Raw genomic sequence first — 21672 nt, forward strand, 5'->3', positions numbered from 1 at the left:
CAGGATGCCGCCGTACGGACGCTCGCCGTCCGGGCGTGGCATATAACGACCAAGGGAGACTTCCATGATCCGATCGATCGCGCGATCGTTCATCCGCGCCGGCCGGCGCGCGGCATCGGGCACGGCGCTGCTGGGCGGTGTACTGACCGCGGCATTAGCCGCCGCGCCGACAGCCCAGGCCCGGTATCCCGAGCAGCCCATACGCTTCATCATCCCCTTCGGCCCGGGCGGGCTGGCAGATATTTCCATGCGCCTGGTCGCGCAGAAAATGGGGGAACGCTACGGCGAAAAGATCATCGTCGAGAACCGCCCCGGCGCCGGCGGCATCGTGGCGGGCACCGCGACGCTGAATGCCGCGCATGACGGCTATACGTTCATCGCTTTTTCGAACGGCACGGCCATCAGCAAGTCCCTGTTCAAGTTGCCCTACGACCCGGTGAAGGACTTTACGCCCGTGTCGACGGTGGCCTACTTCGACCTCATCCTGCTGACCAAGGCCAAGGGCCCGCTGCATTCCATGGCGGACGTACTGGCACAGGCCAAGACACGCCCGATCGTGCTGGGCACCATCAATCCGGGCAGCACGCAGAACCTCTCGGCGGAATTGTTCAAGTCCACCTCCAAGCTGAATGCGTCCATCATTCCCTTCAAGACAACATCGGATGTCGTCGCCGCATTGATACGCGGCGATGTCGACGTGGCCTTTGAATCGTATGCGGCGGTGAAGGGCATCGTGGACGCCGGCCAGATCGCGCCCATCGCCACCACCGGTACGCAGCGGTCCGCCTGGCTGCCCAACGTTCCCACCGTGCGCGAAAGCGGCCTGGACTACGACGTGACGGGCTGGAACGCCATTTTCGCGGCGAAGGGTGTGCCCGACGAAGCCGTCAAGGTGATGAACGCCCAGCTGAACGAGGTGCTGCAGATGCCCGAGGTCAAGCAGCGCTTTCGCGACCTGGGCACCGAAGCCAAGGGCAGCACGCCGGAAGAGATCGGCGCAACGCTGCGCGCCGACATCGACAAGTGGGGCAAGGTGATCCAGCAGGCGGGCATCCAGCGCCAATGACCCGGCGCAGTCGCGGCCGCAAGGCCGCATCAGGCGCTGCCGGCCGCCCGGCAGACAACAGGAGTTTTACGTGAGCCATATGACGTATCCGGAAGAAGGCCTTCTGATCGACACCCATGTGCATGTCTTCAAGCAGGACATGCCCTTGATTCCGAATCCGCGCCACGCTCCCAGCTATAGTTTCACCGTGGAGCAGCTGACCGACGTGATGGACCGTTATGGCGTGCGCTACGCCGTCATCGCCGCGGCCAGCCCCTGGGGGGACTACAACGATTACGTGATCGACTCCGTGCGGGACAACCCGCGCCTGCGCGGCACCATCATCGCCGAGCCGTCCATCGAACGCGTGGTGCTGGACCAGATGGATCGCGACGGCATCGTCGGCGTGCGCCTGCCGTTCATCAGCATGCCGCAGCTGCCCGACCTGGACAGCTGGGATTACCGCAAGTTCCTGCGCCGCCTGGTCGACCTGGACTGGCACGTGCACGTGCACATCGACGGCCCGCGCCTGCCGCTGGTGTTGCCCTACCTGGAGCGCTCCGGCGTCAAGATCGTCATCGATCATATCGGCCGCCCCGATCCCGTCAAGGGGATAGCGAGCGACGGTTTTCGTGCCATGGTCGAATCGGTCGAAAAAGGCCGTACCTGGGTGAAGCTCTCCGGTGCCTATCGCCTGGGGGATTATGCGCTGGGCTGCGCGCAGGAACTGTGCCGCCGCGTCGGCTACGACAAAATGCTATGGGCCAGCGACTGCCCCTTCGTCGGCGGGGAAAAAGACACCGACTACCGCCGCGCCATCGACTGGCTCAAGCAGGCCATCCCGGACGAGGACGCGCGGCGCCGGGTCTACGGCCCGAATGCGCTGGAGCTGTATTTTTCCTGAGCGCTCACGCGCCGGCTTCCAGCCGTTCCAGCATGGCGATGATGGTGGCGTCGTCGCCGGCGCGCACGCTCAGCGCCACATAGGCGTCGGGCCGGATCAGGTAGACATGGCCAGCCTGGTAGGCCGGGCTGGTGGCCGCGGTCGCCGCCGCGGCGATGGATCGGGTGCCTTGCGGCAGGTCCACGGCAGGGGCATCCACCGACAGGACCGCGAAGCGGCCCGTGCCCAGCAGCGCATACAGATCGCGGACATCGGCATCCGCCCCTTGCAGGCCGATGTCCGGCGCGCGCTCGCCGGGCAAGGGGCGGTCGGCCGCGCCGCGCGGCGACTGCGTGAGCGAGCCGGCTTCGCGGTAATGGAGGTCCAGCTCGGTGAGTTGGTCCACCATGCGCTGGCGCAGCGCCGGAATGCGCGATAGCGTGCCGGCCGCCAGATTGCGCAGTTCGCGCAGGATGGGATTGCGCAGCAGCGCGATCTTCGTCATGTTGCCCGCGTTGCGCAGGACCTGTTCACCGATGGCGCTGCGCTCCGCGGAGTAGCTGTCCAGCAGCGTGTCGGCGGCATGGCCGTGCCACACCATGGCCAGTTTCCAGGCCAGGTTCAGGGCGTCCTGCATGCCCGTGTTCATGCCCTGGCCGCCGGCCGGGCTGTGCACGTGCGCCGCATCGCCGGACAGGAAGACCCGGCCACGGCGGTAATCCTTGACCTTGCGTTCGTTGATGCGGAAGCCGCTCAGCCAGAAGGGATCGTAGGCGCGCAGGCCTTGGGGGCCGCGTTCGTCCAGGAATTGCTGCATGCGTTCCAGCGTGGGCGGCGGAGCCGGCATGGAGGACGTGCCGATATCCGCGATGACGCGGAAACGCTTTTCGCCCATGGGGAATATCGCCAGCACGCCATCGTGCTTCCAGCATATCGTCAGTTCGTCCTGCGACAGCTCGCCTTCGATGTGCATGTCGCCCAGCATCCAATCGGACGGCATGGTGCTGCCTTCGAACTGCACGCCCAGGACATGCCTGACGGTGCTGTGCGCGCCGTCGCAGCCGCACAGATAGGAAGCGTCGACCCTCTCTTCGCGGCCGTCGTGATGCCGCAGGACCGCGCCAACGCTGTCGCCGTTGTCCTGGAAGGAAAGCAGTTCGACCCGGCGTTCCACGCGCGTGCCCAGATCCGCCAGTTGCTCCTCCAGGACCCGTTCGGTCTCGCTTTGCGGAATCATCAGGGCGTAATCGTAGGCGCTGCGCGCGATGTCCAGGCGCACATGCACCAGCAGCTTGCCTTCGGCGAAGATGCGCGCGCCCCGGCCACGGATGCCGGCGGCAATGAAGGGCTGCGCACAGCCCTGTATTTCCAGCAACTCCAGCGTGCGCGGCCAGATCACCAGCGCCTTGGACTTGTCGCCGCGGGCAAAGGACTTGTCGACGATGCGCACGTCCACCCCACGGCGCTTCAGCGCCATCGCCATGGTCAATCCGACGGGTCCTGCGCCCGCGACCAATACGGGGTGGTTCATGTGGGTAGCCTCCGAAGTCATTCCGCCCGAGTCTAACCGCGGCATATTGCCGGCCCGCGTGCGAACCGAGGTTGGTACGCCGGGGCATTATGCCCGCGGCGCGAGCCCGGGGGAAAGCCGCTTATTCGCCTTCCCAGTAATCCAGGCTGTTGCCGGCCTTTCCCATGTAGGCAAAGGCCCCGTCCGGGTCCAGGACGCCGAATTTGCCCGTGTCGGGATAGTGGCAAAGCTCCGGCGCGATCGCAGTGCTGACCGCGAGTATGCGCAGCGGTACGGCCCCCGTGTTGATGATCTGGTGCGCGCCCTCGGGCCCGCTCGCCGGACAGCCGATGATGTCGCCGGCGCGCAGCGGATGGCGCGACTCGCCCAGGCGCAGCTCGCCGGTGCCCTCGATGACGAAGAACATTTCCTCGTTGGCGCGGTGGCAATGAAACGGAAACGCGCGCTTGCCCGGCGCGATTTCCGTGACGTTGTAGCCCAGCTTGCTCGCGCCCAACTGGCGGCTGATGGGCGCCATGCGGCCGCCGTAGCGTTCGGCGGGCAGTTCCGAGCCGTGTTGGCGCGAGAGATCGGCAAGGTCGATGTACTTTGCGTCGTCGATGTTCAGAACGGTGTCAGGCATGGCGGTCTCCTCATGGCGGCGGAGCCATCGATTCATGACGGCGGAGCCATCAATGTACGCGATCGGGATCGCGCCGGACCGGGGCGCGTACACGCACCGCGCGCTGCCTATTCACCCGTGCGCCAGCAGGGTTGTCGGCCGTCCCCTCATCGGCCGGGCGCTACTATCCGCGGATACATGGCGATGGACCGGGCATGCTGCCCGCCGCGCCTGTTTCCCCAATGAACCGGAGCAAACCATCATGCCCTTGTCGATGTACCAGGCTTCCATCCCTGTTTTCGTACGCGCCCTGAACGTGCTGATCGCGCTGCTGGACAAGGCAGAGGCGCATGCAGCCCAGAACGGGCTGGAACTGTCCACGCTTGTGAACGCGCGCCTGGCGCCCGATATGTATCCCTTGTCCGGCCAGATCCAGCGCGCCAGCGATGCGTCCAAATTCGCCATCAAGCGCCTGACGGGACTGGACGCGCCCAGCTTCGAGGATGTGGAAACCACCTTCCCCGAACTGCGCAAGCGCATCGCCGATACCGTCGCCTGGCTGCAAAGCGTGCCGGCCGCCGCCCTGGAGGGCAGCGAAGGCAAGACCGTCCAGCTCAGCTTCGGCGATTTCAAGCCGTCCTTCCAGGGTGACGCGTACCTGCTGTCCTTCGCGCTGCCCAACTTCTATTTCCACGTCACGACCGCTTACGACATCCTGCGCCACAGCGGCGTACCGGTCGGCAAGCTGGATTTCCTGGGGCCCTACCCCGGCTGACCCCAAGCGGCCATGCGCCGCTGCAATGCCATAGCGGCGTTACCGCCCGGCGATTGCCGTGCCGTACCGGGCGGGCTTACCATGAAGCATCGCTACCGAAGCACCGCCGCCGGCGCCCGCGTGCGCCGCGGCGCCGACAGTCCGACGCAATTCGACGGAGCCCGACGGCATGCGCGACGAACCGCTATTCCTGTTCGATGTCGATAACACCCTGTTCGACAACGATCGCATGAACCGCGACCTGGACGCGCGCCTGCGCCGCGCCCTGGGCGAAGAGGCGGTCCGGCGGTACCGGCAGGCCTATGAACGGCGCCGCGATGCCTGCGGCTATGCCGACTACCTTGGCAGCCTGCAGGACCTGCGCGAGCCCGGCGTCAACGACGCCCAGCTGGTGGAAGTGTCCACCTTCCTGATGGAATACCCGTTCGCCGACGGCGTCTTCCCCGGCGCGATGGACGCATTGGCCCGTGCCCGCAACGCCATCATCCTTTCGGACGGCGACGTGGTGTTCCAGCCGCACAAGATCCGCGGCGCCGGGCTGTGGGACGCCGTCGATGGACGCGTACTGATCCACGTCCACAAGGAAAAAATGCTGCAACAGGTGGCAAGCGCCCATCCCGCCCCGCATTACGTGATGGTCGACGACAAGCTGGGCCTGTTGGCCGCGATCAAGCGCGCGTGGGGCGACCGCGTCACCACCGTGTTCGTGCGGCAGGGCCACTACGCCATGGACGACGCGGCGAACGCCAGCCATCCCCCCGCGAACATCACGCTGGACCACATCAGCCAATTCGCGGATGCCGATATTCTCGAACGGGCATCGCAGCGACGTGCCCGCGACGATTGATCTTGCCCAGGAGGCCGCCATGCAACCCGGTTACGACCAAGCCCTGTATTTGCTTCCGTTCGATCATCGCAATTCCTACGTGAAGAGCATGTTCAACTTCAAGCCTCCGCTGACCGCCGCGCAGCAGGCCCAGGTGGAAGACAGCAAACAGCTGATCTACGAGGGTTTCCTGAAGGCGGCGGAGGGCGGACTGCCCAAGGAGCACGCCGGCATCCTGGTCGACGAGGAGTTCGGCACCCCCATCCTGCGCGACGCGCGCAAGCGGGGCTACGTGACGGCATTGTCCGTGGAGCGTAGCGGGTCCGACGAATTCCACTTCGAGTACGGTGACGATTACGCGGACCACATCGAGGAGTTCGATCCCACCTTCGCGAAGGTACTCGTACGCTACAACCCCCAGGACGACGATGCCATGAACCAGCGCCAGGCGGGCCGGCTGCGCCGTCTGTCCGAATACTGTCGCGGCGCGAACCGGCGCCTGATGTTCGAATTGCTGGTGCCGGCCACCGAAGCGCAGATGTCCACCGTCAACGGCGACAAGGAAGCCTATGACCTGCGGCTGCGTCCGAACCTGATGATCGAGGCCATGCGCGCGTTGCAGGAAGCCGGCGTGGAGCCGGACGTCTGGAAAATCGAAGGACTGGACCGCCGCGAAGACTGCGAGCGCGTTGTGGAGCAGGCACGCCGCGGCGGCCGCCATCGCGTCAGCTGCATCGTGCTGGGCCGCGGCGCGGACGACAGCAAGGTGCGCGGCTGGCTGGAAACGGCCGCGACGGTGCCCGGTTTCATCGGCTTCGCGGTGGGGCGCACCAGCTTTTTCAGCGCCGTGGCGGATTACGAGGCCAAGAAGGCCAGCCGCGACGAGGCCGCACAGCGCATTGGGACGCAGTATGCTCAATGGGTCGATATTTTCGAGCGTGCGCGCGACGCACGAGACTGATCATGGACACCCAACAGCTCAACATCAGGAAAGCCGCGGCAGCCGTCGCGGCCGTATGCATGGCCGGTCTGCTGCTGGGCGGCTGCGCCGGCGACCAATTCAACCACCCTGGTCCACCGCATCCAGGCGCGGCAAATCCCTGGAGCATGGGCGGGTTCAGCGACCCGGGGCCGAATTACCCGCCGACGGGACATTGACGCAAGGGAGCCGCCGCCATGTCGGGGCGGGCGGCCTGGTCTTGATGCAACGCGCGCCTTATTGAATTTTCAATGGGCGCGCTTGTCTATGAATTCGTCCTGATCCCAGATTTTCCTGGCCTGATACGAAGGAGCACGACATGACCCCCAATCCGCGCTTGCGTATGGCTGGCTTCGCGGCCGGCGCCTTGTGTTTGTCGTGGGCGTTGTCCGCCCAGGCGGCGCCGCCTTTCGAACTGGTCGCCAAGGGTTTGCTGGACAATGCGTCGCTCAGCCGGGCCAATGCGGGCAACGGCAAGGACGCGAGCGGGGCAATGTGCGGGGGCGAGAACATTTCGCCGGAGCTGTATTTCAGCCACCCGCCGGCGGGCACGAAGAGTTTCGCGGTTACGCTCTACGATCCGGACGGTGGCACGGGGTTGGGGTTCGTGCACTGGGTGGTCTACGGGATTCCAGCGTCGATGAAATCCCTGCAGCGGGGCGTGGGCGCGAAGGGGCCTGAAGGCTCGACGCCAGGGACCGGCGGGACTAACGGACAGGGGTATTACGGTCCATGCCCGCCTTTGGGGGATAAGCCGCATCACTACATTTTCCAGGCGTATGCGCTGGACCTGGAGCCTGGGGCCTTGAAAGCGGGGTTGAAGCGGGATGAATTGATCGAGGAAATGCGTGGGCATGTGCTTGCGTCGTCCAGCGTGATGCTTCGCTATGCGCGGCCGGGGAAGCGGGGTGGCAAGTGATTGGTGGGGTTTGCTCTCGGTGGGTGGTTTGGCAATGCCGCCCGTGGAGTTGCTCTCGGTGGTTGGTTTGCTAATGCCGTCCGCCGGGGGTGAGGCCTGCCGGGCCCGGCCCGGAGGAGCCGGTCCGCCGCCTTCGCGGCGGACTCCCGCGTCGTCATCCTCGTCCGGCGGCCGAACGTCGTTTGCGTTCTTGCGGCTTTTTTGCCCGGCCGTCCTCCCTTCGGATTCCCTCGCGCGGCTCCTACGGGCCGGGCCCGGCAGGCCTCACCCCCGACGGACTCCGTTGTGCCTTAATCACGGGCGCTGGGGCGGGTGGGTTTCTTGCGCTTCGTTGGCGATGTGATCAGCCGATCGAAGATCTTGTGTTGCCCGTCGTTCCGGGGCCGCCCAGCGCGGCCCCGAAACGACCTACGCCATTGCGTCATGCCGCGGTTGTTGGCGTGCATGGGTCTGGGGTGACAAGTGGAATCCGATGCCTGCGCAAGTCCGATCATCGCTGACGCTGCCCGCCTTAGCCGATGGAAGATCTCGCCATGCCCGTCGTTTCGAGGCCGCCTAGCGCGGCCTCGAATCGCCTACGCGATTGCGTCATGCTGCGGTTGTCGGTGTGCGTGGATTGGGGTGGGCAAGTAGAATCCGATGCCTGCGCAAATCGGGTCATTGCTGGCGCTGCCCGCCGCAGCCGATGAAAGATCTCACCATGCCCGTCGCTTCGAGGCCGCCCAGCGCGGCCCCGAAACGCCTACGCCGTTACGTCATGCCGCGGTTGTTGGCATGCGTGGATGGAGGTGGGCAAGTGGAATCCCATGCCTGCGCAAATCGGATCGTCGCTAGCGCCGGGAGTGTCATAAATTTTGTGTTTGAGGCCTAACATAGCTGCTCCAGAGGAGCACATTATGGCTACCAAGCAAAAGGCACCTCCGAGGGAATTGCCATCGATTCCTGCGAATCTGATGGATGAGTTCGTCAAAGGTCCGATGACGCCGGAGTCGGTGCAGGACCTTTCGATGGCGTTCAAGAAGGCCCTGATCGAACGGGCGCTGGGCGCGGAAATGGGCCAGCACCTGGGCTATGGCGCCGGCACGGACCCGCCCGAAGGCAGCACTAACCATCGCAACGGCACCAGTGGCAAGACGGTGATAACCGACGATGGGCCGCTACGCGTGGACATTCCCCGGGACCGGCAAGGCAGTTTTGCGCCGATCCTGATTCCCAAGCACAAGCGTCGATTTACGGGATTTGATGACAAGATCATCGCCATGTACGCCCGGGGGATGACGGTGCGCGAGATCCAAGGTTTTCTGCTTGAGCAGTACGGCACGGAAGTCTCGCCCGAGTTCATCAGTTCGGTGACCGACGCGGTTATGGAAGAGGTGATCGCCTGGCAGAACCGCCCTTTGGAGACCATGTATCCGGTGGTGTTCTTCGACGCGTTGCGGGTGAAGATCCGCGAAGATGGCGTGGTACGCAACAAGGCGGTGTACCTGGCGCTGGCGATCCTGCCGGACGGCACTCGTGACATCCTGGGCCTGTGGATCGAGCAGACCGAGGGATCGAAGTTCTGGATGAAGGTGTTCAACGAACTCAAGACTCGGGGCACGCTGGATATCCTGATCGCGGTCACCGACGGCTTAAAGGGAATGGAGCAGGCGCTGAACGCGGTATTTCCAAGCACCACACTGCAAACGTGCATCGTGCATCTGATGCGCAGTAGCGTCGAATATGCGAGCTGGAAGGAGCGCCGGATAGTGGCTGCGGCTCTCAGGCCGATCTACACCGCACCGACCGTGGAGGCTGCGCAAGCGGCGCTGGCAGTGTTCGAGCAAGGCAGTTGGGGCCAAAGATATCCGACCATCGCCCAGACCTGGCATCGCGCCTGGGACCGCGTGATCCCGTTCTTTACGTTTCCCCCGGCGATCCGAAAGATCATCTACACCACCAATGCCATCGAGAGCTTGAATGCGCAATTGCGCCGATCGGTAAAGACCCGTGGACACTTCCCCAGTGACGACGCCGCAACCAAGTTATTGTGGTTAGTCCTGCGCAATATCACGGGCACCTGGGGCTGCGCCACGCACGACTGGAGGTTGGCCATGAACCAGTTTGCCATCATCTATGCAGAACGCTTCACCGACCCATATCACTGAAGTAGCATGAACCTGGAGAGTCAGAAACACGACGACGTTCAAATGCCTCAAACACAAAAATCCTGACAGTCCCCTAGCGCCGCCCTCCCCAGCCGATGAAAGATCTCGCCATGCCCGTCGCTTTGATGCCGGGAGCACGGCCCCAAACCGCCTAAGCCGTTGTGCCATGTCACGGATGCCAAAATGCGGTTCGCGCGATCGATAAGTGGGATTTCATGCATGCATGAAAGCGACATGCGCGCATACAAACGCCACGCCTGCATGTGTGAACTCCATGCTTGCCAAAGCAGCACCAAACACTCATGGACGTCCATGCACATCGATCGGCACATGCCGCAACCGCGTAGGCGCTTGGGGCCGCGCTGGGCGGCCCCGGAACGACGGGCAACACAAGATCTTCGATCGGCTGATCACATCGCCAACGAAGCGCAAGAAACCCACCCGCCCCAGCGCCCGTGATTAAGGCGCAACGGAGTCCGTCGGGGGTGAGGCCTGCCGGGCCCGGCCCGTAGGAGCCGCGCGAGGGAATCCGTAGGGAGGACGGCCGGGCAAAAAAGCCGCAAGAACGCAAACAACGTTCGGCCGCCGTACGAGGATGACGACGCGGAAGTCCGCCGCGAAGGCGGCGGACCGGCTCCTCCGGGCCAGGCCCGGCAGGCCTCACCCCCGGCGGACGGCATTAGCAAACCAACCACCGAGAGCAACTCCACGGGCGGCATTAGCAGCAAACCACCCAGCGCACAAAAAACCCGAACTAGCCTCGCAAGGTATTGGGAACAACCTCCCCCGCCAGCCAGGCATCCAGATTACCCTGCACCCCTCGCGCGAACTCCTGAAACACCGGCTCCGCAACAAACCCATAGTGCGGTGTCAGCAGCACGTTCTTCAGTGCCAGTAAGGGATGCCCAGCGGGAAGCGGTTCGACGTCGAACACGTCGAAGGCCCCGAAGGCTGGCCGGCCTGCTTGCAAGGCCTCCACCAGTGCCTCGGTGTCCACCAGGTCCGCCCGCGACGTATTGACCAGGATGCTGCCCTTACGCATCAACGCAAGACGTTCGCGATTCAGCAGCTGCCGCGTGGCCGGCGACGGCACCAGGTGCGGGCTGACCACCTGGGACGTCCCCAGCAGTTCTTCCAGGCTGACGGAGACCGCCCCATGTTCGGCCGCGCGTTCCGCCGTCATGTTGGGAGTCCACGTCACCACCTCCATGCCCAGCGCCCGCCCCACCGCGGCGACGCGCTGGCCGATCTGTCCCAGGCCTATCAGCCCCAGCCGCTGGCCATGCAGCACCGGCGGCAGAAACGCGACCCGGGCGGGATCGCGCCATGTGGTTCGCGAGGCGCTCAGCATCAGGTCGGCGATACCGCGCGCGGCAGCCAGGATCAGCGACCAGGTCATCTCGCACGTGCTGGCCTTCGACGGCCCCCACTCGGTATGGCTCACCAGGATATCCTGGTCTAATGCCGCCTTCAGGTCCAGCTTGGTATTTCGCGTACCGGTGTACAGGATGTGCCGCAGCGCGGGCAGCTGCCGCAGCAGCTCGCCCGGCATGGGCGTGCGGTCGCGGATCAGCACCACGCACTGCGCGCCGCGCAACGCGTCCAGCAGGGCCTCGCCGCGCAGCATCGTGTTGTGCAGCACCACGTCCGCACGTTGGCCGATTGCCTTCCAGTCCACGCGTTCGCGCAACGCATTTTCCCAGTCGTCCAGGACGACGATCTTCGGACGGGGCGCGATCATGCCTTCGCCCGCGCCAGTTCGGCCACCTTGCGCACGTCAGGCGCGTTGCCCAGGTCCCAGCACGCCTTCATCAGGGCCCGCGTCTGGTCCGCGCCCAGCACCTGGTCGGACATGCCGCTGAACTTGGCTTCCAGATCCGCGTCGCTCATCGGGCGTTGCAGGGAACCGATGGCGTGTTCCACGTAGATGTGGACCTTGCGTCCGTCCTTCAGCGTCGCGACCGCGTCCACGCTGGCTTCGTCGATCGTGTCGTCCACCGTCGCGACCACCTTGCGGCGCACGTCCACCACGTCTGGCCGATTGACGATATCGTCGGCGTACTCGTCCTCCGACGCCCGGCCGAAAATCAGGCCGGCCGCGCAACCGTGGTACACGCTGAATTTGCCCTGCAGGCCATCGGCCGGTTCCTTCTTGCCGGTCAGTTCCAGCACCAGGGAGTGGACACGCAGGTCGATGCGCTCAAGGTTCTCGGGCGTCACGCCCTGGGCGCGCAGCTGCACGCAGGCGTCGATGCTGGGGTGGATCACGATCCCGCAGGCAAAGGGCTTGTAGGTATTGAAGGAAATCTCGAAGCGCTTACCCAGCTCGTCGGTGATCTCGTTCCAGTCGAACTTGGTGGACGCCACCTGCGCGAAGCCGCGCGGCGCCTCGATGGCGCGCTTGCTGGACGTGAAGCCTTCGCGCGCCATCAGGGCGGACATCAGGCCGGCCCGGGCGGCGCCGCCCGGATGGAAAGGCTTGGTCATCGTGCCGAACTGCTCGCGCAGGCCGACGGGCTGCGAGGCCGCGATGCCCAGCGCCATCTGCGTCTGGTCCACACTCAGGCCCAGCAGGCGCGCGCAGGCGGCCGCCGCGCCGAAGCCGCCCGTGGTGCCGGTGATGTGCCAGCCGCGGTCGTAGTGCTGCGGATAGACCATGTTGCCGATGCGGCAAGCCACGTCGATACCGATGACCACGGCGTCGATGATCTGGCGGCCGCTGGCTCCGGTCAGTTCCGCCAGCGCCAGCACCGCCGAGCACACCGGGCCCGCGGGATGGATGATGGTCTTCAGGTGCGTGTCGTCGAAATCGAAGGTATGCGAGGTGATGCCGTTGATCAGCGCCGCGCTGGCGATGTCCACGCGCTCGCGCCGGCCCAGGATGGTCGCCTGTTCCGAAGGCTTGAGCACCTGCACCGCATGCAGGGCCGCGAGGGCCGCTTCATGGTGCGCCGCGCCGACCGCGCAGCCCAGCCAGTTCATGAAGGTGCGATGGGCCTCGTGGTCCACCTCGTCGCTCCAGCCGCGCGAAGGATGGTTGACGACAAATTCCGCCAGGGTGCGGGTCACGGGCGGCGCATTGTGATCGGCGTCGATCTTGGTGTTCAGGGCCATGCGTATCTCTAGGTTGGAGGTGTGAAAAATTCGTCGGCGGCAGAGCCGCCGTGTAAGGGTCATGCATCCAGGCTGATGTGCTGCGCCTTGGCCACCTTGGACCACCGGTCGAAATCCTTGCTGACGTAGGCCGCGAATTGCGCGGGCGACATCGGCATGGGGATGATGGCTTCGGTGTCGAGCTGCTTGGTCAGCGCCGGGTCCTTCAGGACTTTATTCAGCGCGGTATTCAGGGTTTGGACGATACCCGAATCCATGCCCGCCGGTCCCGACACGCCGTACCACTGCAGGACGTCGTCGAAGCCTTCCAGGCCCAGTTCCTTGAACGTCGGGATGTCCGGGAAAGCGGCATTGCGCTGGTCGCCCGTCAGCGCGATGCCGCGCACGGTGCCCGAACGCAGATGCGGGACGGCGGCGGCCAGGCCGGGGAACACCGCCTGCGTCTGCTGGCCGAGCAGGTCGGTGAACGCCGGCGCGATGCCCTTGTAGGCGATGTGCACCATCTTCGTGCCCAGTTGCTGCTGCAGCAACTCCATCAGCAGGTGCGTCAGCGAGCCGGCGCCGGCCGACGCATAGTTCATATTGCTGTGCGCCTTGGCGTACGCCACGAATTCCTTCAGGTTGTGGATCGGCAGCTGGGCATTGACGGCCAGCACGTTGGGCGTGCCGCCGATCATCCCGACCGCCGTGAAGTCCTTGATGGGGTCGTAGGGCACCTTGCGCGTGGCCGGGGCCGTGCCCAGGGTAGCGACATAGCCCTGCATCAGCGTGTAGCCGTCGGGCTTGGCGCGCATGGTCTTCTGGCAGGCGATGACCCCGCCGCCGCCGCTCTGGTTTTCCACCACGAAATTGCCATCCAATTCCTTGCCCCAGGCGCTGGTCGTCGCGCGCCCCACGTAGTCGCTGCCGCCGCCAGGTGCCACCGGAACGATATAGGTAATGGGGTGGTCGGGGTACTTGGACGCGGCGAAGGACATGTAGGGCAGGCTCAGGGCGGTGGTGCCGGCGCCAAGCAGGAATGAACGACGATTCAAGGTATGTCTCCTTTGTTGTAGGTAGAAGTGCCCAAAGGGCTGGACGAAACTCGGTATCGCGCCGCAGGTAACCGCTCGGCCGCTCACATGGCGGACAGCCTGTCGTGCGCGTTGATGACGTGGTGGGCGAGCAGCTGCGCGCAGTGGTCGGCGTGCGCGATCGTGGTCGAATCACGCAGGGCCTTCACGATTTGCTTGTGCTCGGCGTTGGATTGTTCGCGATGCGTCTCGGACGACAGGTTCTTCAGGCGAGCCAGGTGCAGTTTCTGGATGACTTCGCGATAGGTCTTGGCGATCTCGCGATTGCCGGCGCATTCGATGAACAGCCAATGGAAGCGCAGGTTCTCGCGGTAGTACGCCTGCGGATTGGCATCGCGTATCGCCGCATCCATCGCGTCGGTGCACGGTTCCAGCGCGTTCACCAGTGCCTCCCGGCGATCGGCGGGCAGCTGCGACGCCATGCGGCCGGCATGGCTGTCGAGCAAGGCGCGGAATTGATAGAGATCCCGCACTTCTTCATCGGACAACTCGCGCACATAGACGCCGGAGTGCTTGCGCGAGACGACCAGGCCCGAGCTTTCCAGCTCGCGCAGCGCTTCGCGTACCGGCACGCGGGACACCTTCAGCCGCTCCACCAGCTCGGACTCGCGCAGCGCCTGCCCCGGCTCGAATTCGCCGGCCAGGATCTGGTTGAGCAGTTGATCCCGCACCAGCTTGCCCAGTGAGGTGTTCTTGATTTCCGCGAAGGCTTCCTGCGCGACCGGGGAAGAAAGCCAATCCATATTCCTGCCTGACCATTGCCGTTTGTCTAATCGTATACGATTATACAAACGTTGTTTCAGGGACGCATCAAACCGACCCCGACACAGGGAAAATTCGATATTTTCTGCGACAAGTATTCACAAAGTGACTTAAAACCGCTTCAATCGCGGATTGTGCGTTTCGCCCTTTCCAGGACATGCCCATGCGAGACATCGCCTTCCTGCTCGAAGCTTCTTATCGCCGCGTCGACCGCGCCATGCTGCCCCTGCTGTGGGCGCTGCTCCTCATCGCGCTGTGCCTCGCCCCCCAGTACGGCCGCTGGACCTCGGCGCTGGCCGTGGGCCTGCCGGCGGCGATCCTGCCTTCCCTGCTGATCGTGTGGTGGCCGTCGCGGCTGATCACGCGCCTGACGGTGGCGACCGCGCTGATGGTGTTCGCCGGACTGCATATCCATTTGATGTCCGGCCTGATCGAGATGCACTTCGGCATCTTCGTGCTGCTGTCCCTGTTGCTGGCCTATCGCGACTGGCGGCCCATCGCCTGTGCGGCCGCGGTGATCGCCATTCACCATGTTTCCTTCAACTTCCTCCAGCAATGGGGTTACGCGGTTTCCTGTTTCACCAAGCCGGGCCTGGGCGTCGTCGCGCTGCACGCCGCCTACGTCGTGGTGCAGGCAGGCGCGCTGGGCTGGCTGGCCTGGCGCATGGAAAAGGACGCGGTAACCGCGGAGGAGCTGGCCCGCCTGAGCGCGCACCTGGGCCGCGAGGCCGGCGCCCTCGACCTGCGCTTCGGCCGGCTGGACATGAACAGTGAACTGGCCGGCGCCTTCAAGAGCACCATGGATGCGGTGCATCGCACGATGAGCCATGTGCGCGTCGGCGTCCTGGCCATGTCGGGCGCCTCGCGCGAACTGATGCAGGGCAACGGGCAGCTGGAGGAACGCACGCGCATCCAGGCCGAGTCGCTGGAGCGAACGGTGGCGTCCATGCGGATGCTGGCCGACAACGTCCACAACAATGCGTCGAGCGCGGATACCGCCGCCCGGCTGGCCGTGGCGGCGCGCGCCGTGGCCGGCTCCGGCAGCCAGGCGGTCACGGAAGTGGCCGGCGTCATGGGGGAAATCCGCCAGGAAGCGCAAAAGATTTCCGAGATCACCGGGCTGATCGACAGCATTGCCTTCCAGACCAACATCCTGGCGCTGAACGCGGCCGTGGAAGCGGCGCGGGCTGGAGAAAGCGGCCGCGGCTTCGCCGTGGTGGCGTCCGAAGTGCGGGCGCTGGCCCAGCGCAGCGCGACCGCCGCCAAGGATATCCGCGGCCTGATCACGGCGTCCCTGGACAAGACCGACAACGGCGCCCGCAAGGCCGACGACGCGGCGGCGGTGATGGGCGAGATCGTCGACAGCGTCGAACGCGTGGCCACCATCGTCGGCGAAATCGGCCAAGCCAGCCAGACACAGCGCAGCGGCATCGACGAAGTGAACGCCGCGGTGGCGGAAATCGACGAGCTGACGCGGCAGAACGCGGCGCTGGTCACCGCGGCGGCGTCCGCATCCAAGACCCTGGAAGGCCAGGCCGCCGAATTGATGGACGCGATCGGCGCGTTCCGGCTTTACGATAGCGCGGAAGCCGCGCGGATCCACGACGCGGCACACGGGCACAGGCCGGGCGATGACGATGAGTACGGGGACGAGCGTGGCATCGAAGCCGCGAACGCCCCATTGCTGACGGCCTGAGCTGAACGACGGCCCCCCGCATCGGGGCAGCCTGGTGCGGCGTATCCCAGGACCGCATCGACGCTGCCCGGATGGCCGGGCGGCGCCGCGTCACGCCGCGATGGGCTCGTATTCCTCGCTGCCCTGGCGCGCGGCATCCGATACGCCCAGGCGGAAGACACGCAACCGGTGTCCGTCCGGATCCAGGACCACGAAGGTGCGGCCGAAGTCCATGTCCGTGGGCGGCTGCACGACGGCCAGCCCGCGGGCTTTCCAATCGGCGTAGAGGGCATGCAAGGTGTCGTCATCGGCGACCGGGATGCCTAGTTCGCTGCCGCCGCCGCGCGTGATGACCATGGGTTCCGCATCGCGCCGGGACCAGAGCCCCAGCCGGATGCCGGACGACAGCGCGAACAGCGCGAAAGTCGGGCAAATCTCCACCGGCTTGCAGTCGAACAGCGATGAATAGAACGCCGCGCTGGCGACGGGGTTCTCGACGAAAAGCAAAACGTAGTTGGGATGTTGCATGGTGCTTTCCTCTTTTTCATCGGCCGGATGACCGCACACGGCGCCCGGGCTTCCGGGCACGGTGCGATAGGCTATCCAGCCATACTGTCAGAATTTGTCAGCAGCGTGGCCGGTGTCCCGACCAGGGCTACGATTCAACAGGCCGTCATTCCGGCCTCGCGGCTGACATCAGCTCGCGCCAGGTCTTCAGCAGCGACTGCCGCCGTTGCGGATAGCGGTCGCCGGGCGCGGCCAGGGCCACGATGCGGTCGGTGCGAAAGTGGCGGAAGCCCTGGCGCAGTTCGCACCATGCCGCCACGATGCGCACCCGGTCGAAAAAACCCAGGGCAAAGGGCCAGATGACGCGGGCCGTTTCGGCCGCGTGCTCGTCGCGGTATTCGATGCGCAGCTTGCGCTCCCTGCGTATGGAGTCGCGGATCAGCGCAACGTCGGCGGTATCCGGCACCTGTTCGCCCGGCACCACGAACAGCGCGCCGTCGTCGAACTCGTGCCGCAATTCCGACGGCAGCACCGCCGCGATCTTCGCCAGCGCATTGCGCGCCGCCTGGCCCAATTGGCTGTCCGCGTGTTCCGCCACCCAGCGCGATCCCAGCACCAGCGCCTGGATTTCTTCTTCGGAGAACATCAGCGGCGGCAGCAGGAAGCCCGGCCGCAGCACATAACCGAGGCCGGCCTCTCCTTCGATATGCGCGCCCTGCGCCTGCAGCACGGCAATGTCCCGATACAGGGTACGCAGGCTGATACCCAATTGGCCGGCCAGCTGCGCGCCGCTCACCGGATAGCGGTGGCTGCGCAGGAGTTGCAGCAGGTCGAGCAGCCGTTGGGCGCGTGACATGGAGGCGTGGGCGGGATGGCGCCGTGATCATTGGACAGCATTATGCCGCCCGCCGGCCCGCCCGGACTGCCAATTTCCACGCAATTCCTGCCCAAAAGTCCGAAGGCGCGGTCTCGCGCCGGGCCTAGGTCGCCCGCGGCAAGGCGTACGCCCAGGGTCGCGCGTCCCTGTCCTGGTTGCGGAAGGCGTCGATGTCCTGGCGCATGGTCAGCGTCAGGTCAATCTCGTCCAGGCCGCCCAGCAGCATCGCGCGCAGGCGCGCGGGCGACGTGAACGTGAACACCTCCCCGCGCGAGGTCGTGACGGTGTTCCCCTCCAGGTCGACATCGATCGACGCGTCCGCCCCCCGCGCCATCGCGTCCTGCGCCATGGCCTGCACCGTGGCTTCCGGCAGGATCACCGGCACCATGCCGTTGCGGAAACAATTGCCGTAGAAGATATCGCCGAACGACGGCGCGATGATCACGCGAAAGCCCCATTGCCGCAGCGCCTTGGGCGCGCCTTCGCGCGAGGAGCCGCAGCCGAAGTTGCGGCCCGCCACCAGGATGGTGGCCTGGCCCCAGGGCTCGCGGTTCAGGATGAAATCCGGGTTCGACGTGCCGTCCGGCCGGGTCTTCCATTCGGCGAACAGGCCTTCCTTCAGGACGCCGGGCACGTGCGAGCGCGGCAGGAAGCGCGACGGGATCATCTGGTCGGTGTCGATATTGATCTGCATCAGCGGCGCGGCATAGCCGCGGATGCGCGAGAACTTCTCCATCCTAGCCTCCGCTCGACAGTTGACGCGCGTGCGTCATGCGGCCGGTCACCGCGGAGGCGGCCACCGTGGCCGGGCTGGCCAGGTGAGTGCGCGAGCCCAGCCCCTGGCGATTCTCGAAATTGCGGTTGGTCGTGCTCATGATGCGTTCGCCCTTGAAACGGTCCTTGCCCTGGGCGCACAGTCCACAGCCCGAATCGTGCCATTCGAAGCCGGCGTCCCGGAAAACACGGTCCAGGCCTTCGGCCTCGGCATCGCGCTTGACCTGGCTGCTGCCCGGCACGCAGATCGCCGTGACGCCCGGCGCCACCTTGCGTCCCTTCAGGACGGCCGCGGCCTCGCGCAGATCGGACAGGCGGGCGTTGGTGCAGGAACCGATATAGGCGGCGTCGATGTGCACGTCCTGCGCCCGCGTGCCAGGTTCCAGGCCCTGATAGCGCAACGCGCGCTCGACCCAGGCCCGTTCGCCGGGATCGGCGTAATCGGCGGGGGACGGGATGCGGCCGCTGATGGGGATCACGTGCTGCGGGCTGGTGCCCCAGCTGACCTGCGGCTCCAGCGTGGCGCAGTCGATGTCGACTTCCCGATCGAAGCGGGCGCCGTCGTCGCGGGCCAGCGCGCGCCAGTGCGCCTCTGCCTCGTCCCATTGCGCGCCCTGGGGCGCGAACTCGCGCCCATACAGATACTGGAAGGTGGCATCGTCCGGCGCCACGAAACCGTACTTGGCGGAAAACTCGATCGCCATATTGCACAGCGTCATGCGCGCCTCGATGGGCAGCGCCGCGATCGCCGGACCGGCGAACTGCACCGCGTGTCCGTTGCCGCCGTTGGCGCCCACGCGCGAAATCAGGTTCAGCACCATGTCCTTGGCGTACACGTGCGGCGGCAGTGTGCCGTGGAAATTCACGCGCATCGTCTTGGGCCGCGTCTGCATCAGCACCTGCGTGGCCAGCACGTGCTTGCACTCGGATGCGCCGATGCCCCAGGCCAGCACGCCCAGGCCGCCCAGCGTACAAGTATGGCTGTCCGGACAGACGACGGTCACGCCGGGCAGCGCGATGCCCAGCTCCGGCGCGACCACGTGCGCAATACCCTGCCGCGGGTCGTCGACGTCGATGAAGTGCAGCCCGAGCTTGCGCGACAACAGGCGCGATTCGTCGATCAGCTGGGTACCGATGTCGTTCCAGCCCTTGCGCCTGCCGGCGCCGGGCTTGGTCTGCACCGCATGGTCGATCAGGCTGAATACCTGGCTGGGACTGGCGACGGCGCGCCCTTCCTGCTGCAGTTCGCGCATGGCCACCGTGCCCATGGCTTCGTGCAGCATCAGGCGGTCGATCTGCAGCAGGTGTTCGCGCTCGTCGAATGCCTTGATGAAGTGCGCGTCCCAGATCTTGTCGAAATACGTGCGTGGCGGCGATGACGCCGGCTTGGAATGGACGGTTTCGGCCATGTTCCTTTCCTTGAGAGTATGCAAGCGGCGCACGGCCGCGAGGCGCGGTGCCGCTACCCCGGCCTTGCCGCCGGGGTGCGACCGCGCCAGCCCTGGCTCAGCCTTCCGCGGAGATATGGGCGGTTTCGATCACCTTCCGGTACTTGGCGATTTCGCTCTGGATGTACGCGGCGAACTGCTGCGGCGTACCGGGCATCGCTTCCGTACTGTTCTTGTCGAAGGCGGCGATCACGTCGGGCAAGGCCAGCGCCTTGTTGACCTCCCGGTTCATGCGCGCCACCACATCGTCCGGCGTTTTGGCGGGCGCGAGCAGGCCGGCCCAGGTTGCCGACACGATGTCGTAGCCCTGTTCGCGCATCGTCGGTACGTCGGGCGCGAAGCGCGAGCGCTTTTCCGTCGCCATGCCCAGCACGACCAGCTTGCCCGCGCTGACCAGGTCGCGAAGATCCAGCCAGGTGCCGAACATCATGGTGGTGTGGCCGCCCAGCAAGTCCGTCAGCGCCGGGCCCTGGCCCTTGTAGGGAATATGCGTGATGTCCAGGCCGCCCATCTGCTGCTTCAGCATCTCGCCGGCCAGATGCGGCGTCGTGCCCACGCCGAAGGACCCGTAGCTGAGCTTGCCAGGATTGGCCAGGGCGGCCTTCTTCAGGTCCGCCAGGGTTTTCAGGCCGCTGCCGGGATACACGGCCAGCGCCTGGTCGGACGCGCCCATCATCGCCACGGGCCGCAGATCGTGCAGGCTGTCGTAGGGCAGGTGCTTGACCAGCACGCTGTTCACACAGAAGCTGCCGGCCACGCAGACGTACGAATATCCGTCCGGCGCCGATTTGGCCACGAAATCCACGCCGATCACCGTGCCGGCGCCCGGCTTGTTCTCGACGATGGCGGTCTGGCCGATACTCTGCCCCACCTTGGTGCCGATCAGGCGCGTCACGAAGTCCGTCGTTCCGCCCGGCGGAAAGGGAACGATCATGCGCAAGGGCTTGTCCGGCCAGTCGGCGGCGCGGGCCGTGCCCGCCACGCCGCTCATTGCGGCCAGGGCAGCGCCGCCCAGCAGCATGCTGCGGCGGGTAAGGGAGGAATGGGCGATGGGCTGCATGGCTGGGTCTCCGCGTTATGTGTCGCGCCCACGCAATGTCGGCGCGGCGCGCGTTCGAGGCGGGGCGCGTGCATGCTTGCCGGCGCGCACCCGCGAAAAACGTGGAGTATCGGGACTGCCCACTTCGTGGGCAAATTGGTTGGACCAATGGTGCGGTGCCCATCATCCCCAGGCTTGTTCCCCTGTGTCGGGGATCAGCCGTTTGCCGTAGCTGATCACGTCGTCCTGGGTGAAGCCCAGCAGGCGATAGAAGTCCTGCACCGCGACATTGTCGCCGCGTATCAGCAGGTTGATCTTGGGGCAGCCGGCCTCGATGAACCGTTGTTCGACCGCGTCCACCAGTGCCTTGCCGTAGCCGCGCTTGCGGCAGGCCGGATCGACGGACAGGTAATTGATCCATCCGCGATGGCCATCGTAGCCGGCCATGACGGATGCGACGATGCGGCCCTGGGCCGCGCCGACCAGGAACCATTCCGGCTGCACGGTGAGCTTGCGCGCGATGTCCTTGCGCGGGTCGTTCCAGGGCCGCGTCAGGCCGCATGCCTGCCAAAGCTGGATGACGGCGGCTTCATCGGACGCCTGGTAAGGCCGGATAGCGAGATCGGGGTGATGCATGCTTGCGCTCCTTGATGGTAGGGAACGAAGGCCGGAAGACATCACGCGCGGGGAATGAAAA

21 protein-coding genes are annotated in these 21672 nt (G+C 65.6%); 9 read left to right on the plus strand and 12 right to left on the minus strand.

Features of this window, described 5'->3' with window-relative positions:
- Positions 1-64 precede the first annotated feature (64 nt).
- On the plus strand, positions 65-1066 hold the full coding sequence (locus AKI39_RS20885) for a Bug family tripartite tricarboxylate transporter substrate binding protein (protein ID WP_066640496.1): 1002 nt from the start codon (positions 65-67) through the stop codon (positions 1064-1066).
- Positions 1067-1145: 79 nt separating this feature from the next.
- On the plus strand, positions 1146-1949 hold the full coding sequence (locus AKI39_RS20890; protein WP_066640500.1) for an amidohydrolase family protein: 804 nt from the start codon (positions 1146-1148) through the stop codon (positions 1947-1949).
- A gap of 4 nt (positions 1950-1953) precedes the next feature.
- Here AKI39_RS20890 and AKI39_RS20895 read toward each other — a convergent pair whose 3' ends face one another.
- Positions 1954-3459 (minus strand): FAD-dependent monooxygenase, encoded by a 1506-nt coding sequence (locus AKI39_RS20895; protein WP_066640503.1) that lies wholly within the window; start codon positions 3457-3459, stop codon positions 1954-1956.
- 121 nt (positions 3460-3580) lie between these two features.
- Positions 3581-4081, minus strand: coding sequence for a cupin domain-containing protein (locus AKI39_RS20900; protein WP_066640505.1), 501 nt, complete (start codon positions 4079-4081; stop codon positions 3581-3583).
- Between the two features lie 241 nt (positions 4082-4322).
- Here AKI39_RS20900 and AKI39_RS20905 point away from each other — a divergent pair, with 241 nt between their 5' ends.
- The 6 genes from AKI39_RS20905 (at position 4323) to AKI39_RS20930 (ending at position 9706) form a co-directional block, all read left to right on the plus strand.
- Complete coding sequence (locus AKI39_RS20905) at positions 4323-4835, plus strand: DUF1993 domain-containing protein (RefSeq protein ID WP_066640508.1); 513 nt, start codon at positions 4323-4325, stop codon at positions 4833-4835.
- 169 nt (positions 4836-5004) lie between these two features.
- On the plus strand, positions 5005-5682 hold the full coding sequence (locus tag AKI39_RS20910) for an HAD family hydrolase (RefSeq protein WP_066640510.1): 678 nt from the start codon (positions 5005-5007) through the stop codon (positions 5680-5682).
- A gap of 19 nt (positions 5683-5701) precedes the next feature.
- Positions 5702-6622, plus strand: coding sequence for a 2-deoxy-5-keto-D-gluconate 6-phosphate aldolase domain-containing protein (locus AKI39_RS20915; RefSeq protein ID WP_066640511.1), 921 nt, complete (start codon positions 5702-5704; stop codon positions 6620-6622).
- 2 nt (positions 6623-6624) lie between these two features.
- A complete protein-coding gene (locus tag AKI39_RS20920) occupies positions 6625-6819 on the plus strand; it encodes a hypothetical protein (RefSeq protein WP_066640514.1) in 195 nt (64 codons plus the stop codon).
- A 140-nt stretch (positions 6820-6959) separates the two neighbouring features.
- Positions 6960-7559: a YbhB/YbcL family Raf kinase inhibitor-like protein gene (locus AKI39_RS20925; protein ID WP_066640515.1), complete on the plus strand. Its 600-nt coding sequence runs from the start codon at positions 6960-6962 to the stop codon at positions 7557-7559.
- A gap of 896 nt (positions 7560-8455) precedes the next feature.
- Positions 8456-9706, plus strand: coding sequence for an IS256 family transposase (locus AKI39_RS20930; RefSeq protein ID WP_066631610.1), 1251 nt, complete (start codon positions 8456-8458; stop codon positions 9704-9706).
- A 754-nt stretch (positions 9707-10460) separates the two neighbouring features.
- On the opposite strand, the gene AKI39_RS20935 is transcribed toward AKI39_RS20930, so the two are convergent.
- From AKI39_RS20935 to AKI39_RS20950, 4 genes are all read right to left on the minus strand, one after another.
- On the minus strand, positions 10461-11447 hold the full coding sequence (locus AKI39_RS20935) for a D-2-hydroxyacid dehydrogenase family protein (RefSeq protein ID WP_066640517.1): 987 nt from the start codon (positions 11445-11447) through the stop codon (positions 10461-10463).
- Complete coding sequence (locus tag AKI39_RS20940; protein WP_066640520.1) at positions 11444-12820, minus strand: MmgE/PrpD family protein; 1377 nt, start codon at positions 12818-12820, stop codon at positions 11444-11446. The genes AKI39_RS20935 and AKI39_RS20940 overlap by 4 nt, the downstream gene beginning before the upstream one ends.
- Before the next feature lie 59 nt (positions 12821-12879).
- Positions 12880-13854, minus strand: coding sequence for a Bug family tripartite tricarboxylate transporter substrate binding protein (locus AKI39_RS20945; protein WP_066640523.1), 975 nt, complete (start codon positions 13852-13854; stop codon positions 12880-12882).
- An 83-nt stretch (positions 13855-13937) separates the two neighbouring features.
- Positions 13938-14636, minus strand: a complete 699-nt coding sequence (locus tag AKI39_RS20950) for a GntR family transcriptional regulator (RefSeq protein WP_066640526.1) — start codon at positions 14634-14636, stop codon at positions 13938-13940.
- A 182-nt stretch (positions 14637-14818) separates the two neighbouring features.
- Here AKI39_RS20950 and AKI39_RS20955 point away from each other — a divergent pair, with 182 nt between their 5' ends.
- Positions 14819-16351: a methyl-accepting chemotaxis protein gene (locus tag AKI39_RS20955; RefSeq protein WP_066640529.1), complete on the plus strand. Its 1533-nt coding sequence runs from the start codon at positions 14819-14821 to the stop codon at positions 16349-16351.
- Positions 16352-16441: 90 nt separating this feature from the next.
- Here the strand turns inward: AKI39_RS20955 and AKI39_RS20960 are convergent, their stop codons facing one another.
- The 6 genes from AKI39_RS20960 to AKI39_RS20985 form a co-directional block, all read right to left on the minus strand.
- Positions 16442-16858 (minus strand): VOC family protein, encoded by a 417-nt coding sequence (locus tag AKI39_RS20960; protein ID WP_066640530.1) that lies wholly within the window; start codon positions 16856-16858, stop codon positions 16442-16444.
- A 145-nt stretch (positions 16859-17003) separates the two neighbouring features.
- Positions 17004-17693, minus strand: coding sequence for a helix-turn-helix transcriptional regulator (locus AKI39_RS20965; protein ID WP_066640532.1), 690 nt, complete (start codon positions 17691-17693; stop codon positions 17004-17006).
- A gap of 124 nt (positions 17694-17817) precedes the next feature.
- Positions 17818-18450 (minus strand): 3-isopropylmalate dehydratase small subunit, encoded by a 633-nt coding sequence (leuD, locus tag AKI39_RS20970; protein ID WP_066640533.1) that lies wholly within the window; start codon positions 18448-18450, stop codon positions 17818-17820.
- 1 nt (position 18451) lies between these two features.
- Entirely contained in the window at positions 18452-19897 is a 1446-nt protein-coding gene (locus AKI39_RS20975; RefSeq protein WP_066640534.1) for a 3-isopropylmalate dehydratase large subunit, read from the minus strand.
- A gap of 97 nt (positions 19898-19994) precedes the next feature.
- Positions 19995-20996, minus strand: a complete 1002-nt coding sequence (locus tag AKI39_RS20980) for a Bug family tripartite tricarboxylate transporter substrate binding protein (protein ID WP_145925335.1) — start codon at positions 20994-20996, stop codon at positions 19995-19997.
- 162 nt (positions 20997-21158) lie between these two features.
- Positions 21159-21611 (minus strand): GNAT family acetyltransferase, encoded by a 453-nt coding sequence (locus AKI39_RS20985; protein ID WP_066640536.1) that lies wholly within the window; start codon positions 21609-21611, stop codon positions 21159-21161.
- Between the last annotated feature and the right edge of the window lie 61 nt (positions 21612-21672).

The sequence above is a fragment of the Bordetella sp. H567 genome, from assembly GCF_001704295.1.
Classification (GTDB): Bacteria; Pseudomonadota; Gammaproteobacteria; order Burkholderiales; family Burkholderiaceae_B; genus Bordetella_C.